This window comes from Pseudoalteromonas sp. FUC4 (assembly GCF_008370255.1).
GTDB lineage: Bacteria > Pseudomonadota > Gammaproteobacteria > Enterobacterales > Alteromonadaceae > Pseudoalteromonas.
On the sequence record NZ_SEUI01000004.1, the window covers coordinates 415,930 to 427,675 of the forward strand.

The following is an 11,746-nucleotide window of genomic DNA, read 5'->3' on the forward strand; positions in this document are numbered from 1 at the left end:
TATTAAAAAATGACTGATATATGGCGCATAAATGCAGAAGATAGGGCAATAAAAGAGCAGTTATCGAGAACAATTAACAATAAAATTCAGCAGTGTTATCAACATTGTTCTCTACATAAAAATAGAACGCTTGATTAAGCGAATTGGTATAAAGCCGTATCGGTTCTATACCAATTACATATATCGTTTAGAGTTTAGGTTGGCTACTTTTGATAAAACGGGTAATCGCTATAACCCACTTCGGTGCCGCCATACATGGTAGCTGCATCGGCCTCGTTAAACGTCCAATTATTCGCTATACGCTCTGGTAAATCTGGGTTAGCTATAAATGGGCGACCAAATGCAAATAAATCACCGTAACCTTCACCTAAAATACGTACCGCTTTTTCTACTGTGTATTTACCTGCATAAATAATGCGACCTGAAAATTCAGCTCGTACTGCTTTATAAAATTCTAGTGGTAAATCGGGAGCGTTATCCCAATCAGCTTCAGCAATCGATAAGTAAGCAATACCCGCTTGCTCAAGTAATTTAACGGCTTGGATATAAGTGTGATGAGGATTTGATTCAACAAGCCCTAAATACACTCGTGTTTCATCTGTGCTTTCAAATAAAGGAGCAAAGCGAACACCTAAACGGTTTGCGCCTACAACGTCACTTACCGCTTCAACTATTTCTTTTAAAAATCGCAGGCGATTAGTAAGTGTTCCACCGTATTGATCGTCACGGCTATTAGTATGCTCAGAAATAAACTGATTAACTAAATACCCGTTAGCACAATGAAGCTCCACACCATCAAAGCCTGCTTCTAGAGCATTGCGTGCAGCTTGAGCATACATGTTTACCAGTTCACTAACTTCAGCTGTTGTTAGTGCACGAGGCTCACTTGGGTCAGCCAATGCGCCTTCACCAGGTGCGGTTTCAATAAATACTTTTACATTGTCAGCAATAATATCTGAAGGGCCAATCGGTTTACCTGAATTTGGTTGCAGTGTGGCGTGCGATACGCGGCCTACATGCCAAAGCTGAGCAAAAATAACGCCGCCTTTAGCGTGTACGGCTTTTGTTACTTTTTTCCAACCTTCAATTTGTGCTTGTGAGTGAATACCTGGGGTCCAAGCGTAACCTTGTCCACGAGGTTCTATTTGTGTGCCTTCGGTAACCATAAAACCAGCCGATGCGCGCTGCGCATAATACTCAGCCATTAATTCATTAGGAATATTGCCAGGCTGAGTACTGCGAGAGCGAGTAAGAGGAGGCATCACAATACGGTTTTTAAGTGTAAAAGGGCCAAGCTCAATTGATGAGAATAAAGGAGCGGTATTAACTAATTCTGATTTCATTTTAAATTCTCTTATAAAGCAAACAAAGGCTTAAATAGTGGTTAAGCAACATTGGCAGCATAGAGATTTAAGGATACAATTTGAAACAACACTTTTTTGTGCAGCATACAATTATGAATGGTATTAGTCGACTCGATATAAAGCAGTTAAGAGTACTCAGTAGCTTATTAGAACTGCAAAATCTTTCGCAAGTAGCCAAAAAAATGGGGTTAACGCAACAAGCCATTAGTGAGCAACTACGAAAGCTACGAGATTTATTTGACGATCGCTTGTTTATTCGCCAAGGTAATAACATGGTTGCTACTCCTAAAGCGCAAGGACTCAAGGCGCCTGTTAATCATATTTTAAAGCAATTAGAATCGTTACTAGAGCCTGAGCTGTTTAGCCCGCAAACTTATAAAGGTGTGTTTACCATAAGCGCAACCGACTACGCCACGCAGGCCTTATTGCCGCAATTATTTAATATTACCCGCCGCGAAGCGCCGGGTTTAAAGTTGATTGTGCGCGACTTTGCGTCTGACAACGTTAACCAACTTATAACGGCAGGCGAGCTTGATTTATTGATTAGCTTTCCAGAATTTATACCCGACAACCTTTCTTATATCACTTTGTTTGAAGAACAGCATTTGTGTATTACCGGTATAGGTAATACTACTTACACTGAACCTTTGAGTTTGGCGCAATTTGCAAAGCATTCACAGCTAGTGGTGTCGCCATCTCGTGCAAATTTGCGCGGATCGCACGATCAGTGGTTTGAAAGCCAAGGGCTAAAACGTAATATTGTAATGTCGGTGCCGAGCTTTTCAGCGGTGCCCGACATTTTACATACAACCGATATGCTCGCGTTTTACCCATCAAGATTATTACCAAGCAGCAAAGTTAAACAGCTAAAAATAGAAGCTCTGCCCCCTACATTTAAAGTTATAGCCGCATGGCATCCACGTACTAATAACAGCCCAATTCATAAATGGTTGATAGAGCAATTACAAAACTTATAACCATATAAACCATTTAAAGTGACTACTTTTACTGTTAAATTAGCAACCCAATATTTAGATTAAATCATTTAACCCCTCCTTAACCCTCGACCTAATAAGCTATGTGCAATGGTACTAATTAGGCATAGTTAAATGGTTTATTTAAAAAAGCACTCAACCGGTTTGTTACTTGCACTTAGCTGTATGCTTGCTGCGTGTAGTAGTCAGCCAAGCTATCAAGGTAATAGTACTGAGCAGTCGCTAAAGCAACATACAAACTGGCAATACACGCAAAGTAACGCACAGAACGTAAATTACATTACCGATTTGGTGAATATAGAAGGGCTTGATTCACTTATTGAGCAAGCTATTGCTAATAACCCATCATTTAATCAAGTGCATGTTGCATTAAAACTAGCTTATGCGCAGCGTGATGTAACTGCTGCAAGTCAGTGGTTTAGTGTAGATGCAGGATTTGACGCGCAGCGCAGTGAGACCGAAGGCACGCAATATAGCTCATCAGTAGGTATAAGTTGGGAAGCCGATATATGGCAAAAAATTGCTGACAACGTAGCCGCGCAAGATATGACTATTGCCAGTAACCAAGCTACTTATCAAGGCGCTAAAGACACATTAGTAGCGAGTGTTATTCGTACTTATTTAAATATTATTTTGCAGCAAAATTTACTCGATATAGAGCAGCAACGATTAGTTGTTTTACAAAATAATGAGCAAAGTATTGTAGAGCGCTACCAATATGGATTGGGTGATTTAGAAGCGCTTGATACCGCCCGTACTAGCACGGCATCTACTCGCGCAACCATTGCCGATTATCAAGAGCAAATAGCAAAAGCAAAGCGTGCTTTAATGCTAATTGTAGGCACTGATAAACTTCAAAACCTGCCAAGTACATTAACACTGCCAAGCGTTATTGAGCCATTAAGTACATTACCAGAGCAAGATTTAGCGCGCCGACCTGACTTACAAAGTGCCTATTACAACATTCAGGCAAAGCATTACTTGGTTGATGTATCGTACAAAGAGCTACTACCGAGTATTTCGCTTTCGGCATCACTGAGTAATTTAGCAAGCACGCCAAGCCAAGCATTATTAACTAGCCCAGTGTGGAGTTTATTGGGTAGTTTAAGTGCCCCTTTATTTGAAGGTGGAGCACTGCGTGCGCAAGTTGATATTGCAAAATTAAATGCCGAGCAAGCGTTTTGGCAGTACCAAGATACGCTGCTAAGTGCGGTAAACGAAGTTGAAAATGCCCTCGGGCAGGAGCAATCATTAACCGATCAACAACTGCAAATTAGCAATGCACTTGCCAGCGCTCAAAGCAGTTTTAGTAACTATCAAAGTAAATATCAACAAGGTTTGGTTGATATTTTAGATTTGCTAACAGTGCAACAAAAAGTATACGACCTGCAAGCCCAGCTTAGTCAAATAAACTACACCCTTTTAACTAACCGCATAGGTTTAGGCCTTGCTTTGGGCCTTGGAGTATCGTCATGAGAATTTTGCCAACACCTGTTGTTGTAACCCTTGTTGCAATTATTAGTATAGGGCTTGCTGTTGCGTATAACGCTAAAAAAATGGATGAACAATCTAATAGCTCAAAATCTGCCACGGTTAGAACTATTGCACCAAATATATCGGTAATTAATGCTGTTGCGGGTACTTACCAAGCTTATGTGAACGGACATGGTCAAGCAAAGGCGCATTGGACACTAACCTTAAAAGCACAAGTTAAAGGCGAAGTGACTAATATGAGTGAGCAGTTTGCAACCGGAAAATTTGTATCTAAAGGGCAGGTGTTTGCACAAATAGATAATACCGAATACTTACAAGCCCTCGCAAATGCCAAAGCCACACTCGCTGATGCGAAACTAGCACTGCAAGAAGAGCAAGATTTAGGGGAACAAGCAAAACGTGAATGGGGACGCTCAGGTGTTACGCAAGCGCCAAGCTCACCACTGGTATTTAGAACGCTGCAATTAGAAGCCGCGCAAGCCACGCTTGATGACGCTCAATATGCACTTAAAACAGCACAGCGTGATGTAAATAATACCCAGTTAAGTGCACCATTTAATGGTGTTATTTTATCGCGAGATATCGATTTAGGTACTTATGTTGGTATTGGGGATACGCTTGCCACATTAAACAGCACTGACAAAGTAGAAATAACCGTACCGCTTTCATTGAGCCAGTGGCAAAACCTAGCAAAAAATAAATCAGGCGAGGTTATTTTAAGTGATGTAGCTACTAATACCAAATGGACTGGTTACATTGAGCGTTTTGAACAACACCTAGACGAAAGCTCTCGCCAGCGCAGCGTCATAGTTGCTCTTGATAAACCGTTTGAGCAAGCGACGCCGTTACTGCCTGGCACATTTTTAGCGGTTGAAATTGCCGGTAAACAATTAAGTAACGTAATTGAATTGCCTGCTTCAGCGGTATCGCAAGATGGCTTAATTTGGTACGTGAATGATCAAAATAACTTAGTAAGCACTCAAGCCAATAAAGTATTTGAGCGTGGAGATTACGTATACATTTCACCAATAGAGGGTGTTAGTAATTTAAAAGTAGTTGTGCGTCCACTTGTTAGTTATTTAAACGACATGAGAGTAAATCCAATTGTTGAGGGGGTACAATAATGAGCCCTCATCAACCACCCCAAGTACCTAGCAGTAACAATCCACTGCACGGTATTATTAACTGGTTTGCAAATAACTCTGTTGCCGCTAATTTATTGTTAATAAGCGTAATTGTAATGGGGATTATGTCGCTTTCTACGTTGCGTAAAGAAGCTTTTCCGAGTTTGGAGCCTGATACGGTATCGGTATCAGTTGTTTATGACAGTGGCGATGCATTGCAAGCCGAAGAAGGAATAGCGCTAAAAATTGAAGAAGCGCTCGAAACCGTGTCGGGTATCAAACGCATTACCTCTACATCTGATGCTAGCGGCAGCTATGTAAACATTGAAAAAGATACTGATTATTCACTAGATGAGCTACTCGTTGATGTAAAAAATCAAGTTGATGCAATTAATAACTTTCCGGCAGATGCTGAGCAACCTGTTATTGATAAAGCGCGTAGGCAAGATCATGCATTAACGCTGCAACTTTTTGGGGATGCCGATCGCCATACATTACAAAACCTGGGTGAAAAACTTAAAGCCGATTTATTAGCGCAATCAGGTATTAGCGACGTAACTCAGTCGGGTGTTCTCGATCCTATGATGTCAGTAGAAATCGATGAAGGTAAATTACAAGCCTATGGCTTAACCATCAGTGACATAAGTGAGGTGATTAATAACGAGTCATCAAGCCCACTATCAACTAGTTTACGCGATAGCAGTAAAATTATACGTTTAAAAGCGGCTGACCAAGCTTACTGGCAGCGCGACTTTGCCAATATCGTTTTACTCACTACCGCATCTGGCGCACAAATCAAATTAGGTGATGTTGCTATTGTTAGCGACAGTTTTTCTGAAGATAACAACTCACTAAGTCGTTATAACCAACAAAATTCAGTCGGCGTTGAAATATTAATGGGTGATAACAGCGACATAATCACCATTGTTGAACAGGCTAATAATGTAATAAAAGCGTGGCACGAAAGTGGTTTATTACCTCAAAATGTAGAGTTAGAAAGCTGGAATGACAAAAGCACCATGATCACCGAGCGTTTATCGCTACTGACTAAAAACGCGGTGACCGGTATTATTATGGTGTTTGTAATACTTGCCATATTTTTAAATGTACGCGTGGCTTTATGGGTTGCTGGTGGCTTGCCATTTGTGTTTTTTGGCACCCTTTATTTTATGACCGATGGCTATACTGCACTGACCATAAACGAAATGACCACATTTGGCTTTATTATGGCGCTGGGCATAGTGGTAGACGATGCCGTTGTTGTCGGCGAGAGTATTTACACTACACGTAAAAAACATGGCGATACAATAAATAATACGGTTTTGGGTACAATGAAGGTAGCTGTACCGACAATATTTGGGGTATTGACTACTGTTGCTGCATTCATGGCACTGTCGAATGTATCTGGTAACCTAGGTAAAATTTACTCTCAATTTGCCACTGTAGTGACCATCTGTTTACTGCTTTCGGTCGTTGAATCAAAGCTTATATTACCCTCGCATTTAGCCCATGTAAGTACCAAACGCCAAATTAAAAAAGGGTTAAGTGGGGTATGGTCCAAAATACAACATGGCGCCGATAGCGGTCTAAGTTGGTTTAGCAAAAATATTTATTGCAAGGTTATTGAACTCTCATTGCGCTTTAGATATGCAGTCGTTGCTGGGTTTATTGCTTTTTTTATACTGGTTATTGGCATGCCAATGACAGGCACAGTAAAAGTTGGTTTTTTCCCAAGTATTGCAGGCGACACCGTATCCGCCAACTTGGTTATGCAAAACGACGCTGCTTATGGGCAAACAAATACAAATTTACTAACGCTTGAGCAAAGTGCAATACAAGCTGAGCAAAACTTAATGACTAAGTTGAGTTCAGATAAAAGCGAAATAACCAGTTTGCAAGTAATTAGTGGTAGCGACACAAGTGGTACGGTAAGCGTTGAGCTATTAGATGATGGCGCTTTCACTGCAAGTGAATTTGCTCAAGAATGGCAGCGTTTAGCCGCAAGTCCTGAGGGCAGTAAAAAGCTACAAATATTAGCCACGCGTAAAATGGTTGATAACTTTAAAGTTGAGCTTAAAGCGTGGGACGACGAAACCGTAATGGCGGCGGGCGCACTATTTAAGGAACGCTTACAAAATACCGCAGGCGTTAACGGAATAGACGACAACTTAAACCCAGGTCAACCACAACTTAAATTTACTCTTAATGCACAAGGGCGCGCGCTTGGCATGGATACAGCCAGTTTATCAAAGCAAGTACTGCAAGCTTTTGGTGGTGCAGTTGTACAGCGTTACCAACGTAATAAAGACGAAGTTAAAGTACGTGTACGCTACCCTGAAAATGCTCGTAAAACACCTGCCGATATAATGCAGTCGCGTATTCGCCTGCCTGATGGCACGGTTGTCCCTTTAATTAACGTAGCCACAGTAAGCAGTGAATATCAGCAAGATGAAATAACCCGCATTGATGGACTTCGTGCAATTTATTTAAGCGCCCAAGTGGATAAAAGCGTGATTGCTCCAAACGAGTTAGTTGCTAACTTAAAGCGCGACTTAATCCCTGAATTAACACAGCAATTTCCTAACTTAAGTGTGTATTTTGCAGGAGAGGCAGAGCAACAAAGCGAAACCACCAGCTCAATGAGCACTATGTTTGTAGCGGCTTTATTAGTTATTTACGTGTTGCTGGCTATTCCGCTTAAATCGTACATTCAACCTATGTTGATTATGGTAGCAATTCCGTTTGGCATTGTGGGCGCTATTTTAGGACATTGGTGGAACGACTTAACCATTAGCATATTGTCATTAAACGGTATATTGGCGCTCAGTGGGGTAGTTGTAAACGACAGCTTATTACTTGTTTCGCGTTTTAACGAACTAACAAAAGAAGAGGGCATGAATACGCATGATGCCATAGTTGAGTCGTGTACAAGTCGTTTGCGTGCGGTATTACTTACCTCAATTACGACGTACGCAGGCTTAGTGCCGCTTCTTAGTGAAACCTCAATTCAGGCACAATTTTTAATCCCTGCGGCTGCATCACTTGGCTACGGTATTTTGTTTGCCACGGTTATTACCTTAATACTTATACCAGCATTATTGATGATTCAAACCGATGCTAAGCGCGGTATTGATGCTGTGCTAAAATCGCTAGGTGCTAAAAATAAAACGCAGGAAACAGCCTCTTAATGATAAACGTACTACTGGTTGAAGACGACATAGATTTGGCAACCACCATTGTTGATTATCTCGAAATTGAGTCAATAGAGTGTGACCATGCAAACAATGGCGTAATGGGTTTAAATTTAATAGAACGTAATCAATATCAAATGATTATATTAGATGTAAACATGCCCAAAATGGACGGTTTAACCATGTGTAAAACATTGCGAGAGCAAGGCATTGATACACCAGTATTAATGCTAACAGCGCGCGATAGCCTCGACAATAAGCTTGAGGGGTTTGCAGCTGGTAGTGATGACTATTTAGTAAAACCATTTGCCATGAAAGAGCTCGTAGCGCGGGTTCAAGTATTAGCAAAGCGTAAAAGTGGTGAGGTAAAGCGACTTGCATTTGCTAACTTAACACTTAATTTAACCGCGCATACAGCAACAGTGGCAGCGCACAGTTTAAAGTTATCACCCATTACTTTTAAGTTATTAGAAGTGCTTGTACGAGAGCAGCAAAAACCGGTAACCCGACAGGTAATTATGCAAGCAATATGGGGAGACGATCAGCCAGACAGCAATAGCTTAAAAGTGCATATTCATCATTTGCGTAAACAGCTAGAGCAAGCGCATTGCCAAGCCGTACTAGAAACAATACCCAGTGTAGGGTTTGCGCTAAAATTAAAAAATGAGACACAAGCATGAAAATTAGACCCAGCCTGAGGTTGTATTTTTTTGCCACCATGGTGCTTTTAAGTTCATTAATGGCAATTGGCTTTTCGTTTTTAAGTGTTAATTATTTTATTGATGGCTTAGACCGAGGGTTAAACGGAGTTATGTTTGAACTTTCGCAAACCACTGAAGTTGAAGACGGTCAGCCAAAGAATATTGTTGGATTTAATGTGGCAAGCCGTTGGGAAGACATGCCAGAAATAATACAGCAAAAATTTGAAGTTATGCCAAATGAAGCAGGCGTACTACAAAAAATGAAAGATAACACCTCATTGTTTGCTATGCCTGCAGACTTGTTTTTTGTTGTTTATTATCAAAACCCAAATGGTGAGGCGCGTTATATATCGCGCATTATGCTTGAAAAAGATCGCCCTAAAAGAATGGGAACTATAAAACCAATACACCGGATGACATTGATAGCCATAACAGGTTTTGCAGCCATTGCCTTATTTACCTTCTTTTTGTTTATGGTAATGAAAAAAATAGCTAAGCCAGTTGAATCGCTACGTAATTGGGCTAAGTCGTTAAATCAAAATAATTTACAAAACACGCCGCCCGATTTTACCTATAACGAACTAAATACCTTAGCAACGTTAATACGCAGTAGCTTACTTTCAGCTCACGACAGCCTTGAGCGAGAACAGCGCTTTTTAAGTTATGCGAGCCACGAGTTACGTACACCAATTTCGGTTATTCGCAGCAACGTTGAATTACTTAACCGCTTAAGCGAAAAAGCGCCTTTAAGCGACAAACAGCAACTTACACTGCAGCGAATAGAGCGCGCCGGTTTAACCATGAGCGATTTAACCGAGACGTTATTGTGGCTTAGCAGAAATGACGACCAGCAAAGTTCCCCAGAGCCTGTAAACCTAGCTGTTAAAATAACGACCTTGGGTAACGAACTCGATTATTTACTCAATTCAAAACAAGTTAATGTACTTATAAATACTGATAACCAAAGTACAACTATTAGTACCGAAGCCACCGCATGCCACATTGTGCTTACTAACTTAATACGTAATGCGTATCAGCATACGCAACAAGGGCAAGTGCGTATTACTCAACAAGGTAGCCGCGTAATTATAGTAAATAGCAGCAAACAAACGGATATGCCCCACACTGCTAATAATACAAACAAGCCCGCCAATATTGGCTACGGTTTAGGATTAGAGTTAAGCGAAAAAATAATAAAACGACACGGTTGGGTATACGAAGTAAACGACATGCCTGGGCGTTATGAAGTGGTGGTCGATTTTAGTTAATAGACTTTTTTATACTTAGGTTTTTACATTCAAAAATATTTAATTTAACGCTGGGAATATAAAAAACTTAGTGATAGTAATGTGTTAAGTAATTTGTTAAAACTGTGAATAGTAAAGAATATTAACGATAGACTTACATGGAGTGTTAATTCATATGTTCAAATTCATAATTATTTTAATCTCAATTACTTCTTTCAATGCCTTGGCTGCAGAGGAGGTTAAACTTGGAGTTGTGGGGAACGTTGGCGCTGATGGTTTTTTTAGCCCGACGGTAACATCATTTGTTATTGAAAAAGTAGAGCCTAATTCACCCGCTGAAAAAGCAGGGATTGTTGCAGGACAGAAAATCATTTCTATAGAAGGCTGTAAAATTCCAGGCTGCCCTGCCAGTGAAGCAAAAGAATTAATGCGCAAGGAGTCTGGGGAGATTTTACAATTACTTTTAGAGAATGAAGATGGTAGCCAAGTACCTTTAAAAATCCCTATGAATGCTTGGTAAACCTAAGACGTTTTTAAAATACCTAAATATATCCAGCCTATAAAGTATGTTTATTCCCAAAGCGTGGGTTTGTGTAAATGAACTAGATGCAATTGGAGTATTACTTACTCGGTTTGTATGTAGGTTACTGCTTAAAGTAATTGAGATAGATTAAAAAGGTTTGATCAGTAATAACTTTATTTAACTAATTAATGAATACATTGGTATTGCGTTAAATACGGCAATACCAATAATTATTAGACTAAAGCTTATAAATCGCTGCGCCAACCCATGCCTGACTCTTCCATTAAACGCTCGTACACGCCTTCTATGTTAAGCGGTAACCATGCATCAAACTGTTTAAAGTCACTAAATTGGTCTAATTTTACATTTTGTTTAATTTCATCAAGCGTATTACCGGCTAAAACGCCTGCTATTACTTGGCTGTATAAAAGCTCTAAATAACTTAAATAGCGCGCTACATCAGCCTTGCTGCCAATATCGGCATGTCCGCCTACAAAGGTATCAAAGTTATATTTGAGTACCGCTTGGGTTGAGTTAATCATGCCTTGAATATCGTAACTCCACAGCTTTTGCCACGGCATTCTGCCAATAACAATCCAATCAACTACAAACAAGGTTTTTTGCTTTTCGAATAATATACTAACCGAACCACGACCATCGTTTGGACCATGGTAGTTAAGCTTTACTGTGGAATCACCAAGGGTAAGTAGTAGCTCATCATCAAAAGTAAGGCTGGGCATGACCGTTTTCATTTGTGTGTTTTTAATATCTTGCGCAGCGAGTTTATGTGCTACAAACGTGGTGTGCGGGCTTTTAAACACCTCGGCGCCGTAAATATGATCGCTGTGATTATGGCTATAGATTACATATTTTACCGGTACGTTAAAGCGGGTTTTAATTTGCTCGTTTAACCAGGTGGCGGCTTTTTTATTAAGCGGGTCAGTAACAATTGCGCCCTCAGGAGTGATTAAAAATACTGAGCGGTGTCTGTCGTCTATAAAGCGGTGTAAGCCGTCCCCTAAGTCTTCTATTTCATAGGCTTGTGTGGCAAAGCCTATAAATAATAGGGCTGTAGTTAATAGTTTTTGTAGCAAGCGGGGCATACAC

9 protein-coding genes are annotated in these 11,746 nt (G+C 40.4%); 7 read left to right on the forward strand and 2 right to left on the reverse strand.

Features of this window, described 5'->3' with window-relative positions:
- Nucleotides 1-203 precede the first annotated feature (203 nt).
- Nucleotides 204-1,343, reverse strand: a complete 1,140-nt coding sequence (locus EU510_RS14165; RefSeq protein ID WP_149594018.1) for an alkene reductase — start codon at nt 1,341-1,343, stop codon at nt 204-206.
- A gap of 80 nt (nt 1,344-1,423) precedes the next feature.
- Between EU510_RS14165 and EU510_RS14170 the strand changes: the two genes are divergently transcribed.
- The 7 genes from EU510_RS14170 to EU510_RS14200 all read left to right on the forward strand — a co-directional run bounded on the left by EU510_RS14170 (nt 1,424) and on the right by EU510_RS14200 (nt 10,636).
- Nucleotides 1,424-2,341 carry a LysR family transcriptional regulator gene (locus EU510_RS14170; RefSeq protein ID WP_223176419.1) on the forward strand — a complete coding sequence of 306 codons (918 nt, stop codon included), beginning with the start codon at nt 1,424-1,426 and terminating at the stop codon, nt 2,339-2,341.
- Nucleotides 2,342-2,473: 132 nt separating this feature from the next.
- Entirely contained in the window at nt 2,474-3,835 is a 1,362-nt protein-coding gene (locus EU510_RS14175) for a TolC family protein (protein ID WP_149594019.1), read from the forward strand.
- Nucleotides 3,832-4,977 (forward strand): efflux RND transporter periplasmic adaptor subunit, encoded by a 1,146-nt coding sequence (locus EU510_RS14180; RefSeq protein WP_149594020.1) that lies wholly within the window; start codon nt 3,832-3,834, stop codon nt 4,975-4,977. Before EU510_RS14175 ends, EU510_RS14180 begins: the two co-directional genes overlap by 4 nt.
- Nucleotides 4,977-8,165: an efflux RND transporter permease subunit gene (locus EU510_RS14185; protein ID WP_149594021.1), complete on the forward strand. Its 3,189-nt coding sequence runs from the start codon at nt 4,977-4,979 to the stop codon at nt 8,163-8,165. The genes EU510_RS14180 and EU510_RS14185 overlap by 1 nt, the downstream gene beginning before the upstream one ends.
- Complete coding sequence (locus EU510_RS14190; RefSeq protein WP_149594022.1) at nt 8,165-8,848, forward strand: response regulator transcription factor; 684 nt, start codon at nt 8,165-8,167, stop codon at nt 8,846-8,848. Before EU510_RS14185 ends, EU510_RS14190 begins: the two co-directional genes overlap by 1 nt.
- Nucleotides 8,845-10,137 (forward strand): sensor histidine kinase, encoded by a 1,293-nt coding sequence (locus tag EU510_RS14195; protein ID WP_149594023.1) that lies wholly within the window; start codon nt 8,845-8,847, stop codon nt 10,135-10,137. The genes EU510_RS14190 and EU510_RS14195 overlap by 4 nt, the downstream gene beginning before the upstream one ends.
- Nucleotides 10,138-10,291: 154 nt before the next feature.
- Complete coding sequence (locus EU510_RS14200) at nt 10,292-10,636, forward strand: PDZ domain-containing protein (protein WP_149594024.1); 345 nt, start codon at nt 10,292-10,294, stop codon at nt 10,634-10,636.
- A gap of 248 nt (nt 10,637-10,884) precedes the next feature.
- Here EU510_RS14200 and EU510_RS14205 read toward each other — a convergent pair whose 3' ends face one another.
- The gene (locus EU510_RS14205) at nt 10,885-11,742 is read right to left on the reverse strand and encodes an MBL fold metallo-hydrolase (RefSeq protein ID WP_149594025.1); all 858 of its coding nucleotides are present in this window, start codon (nt 11,740-11,742) and stop codon (nt 10,885-10,887) included.
- Between the last annotated feature and the right edge of the window lie 4 nt (nt 11,743-11,746).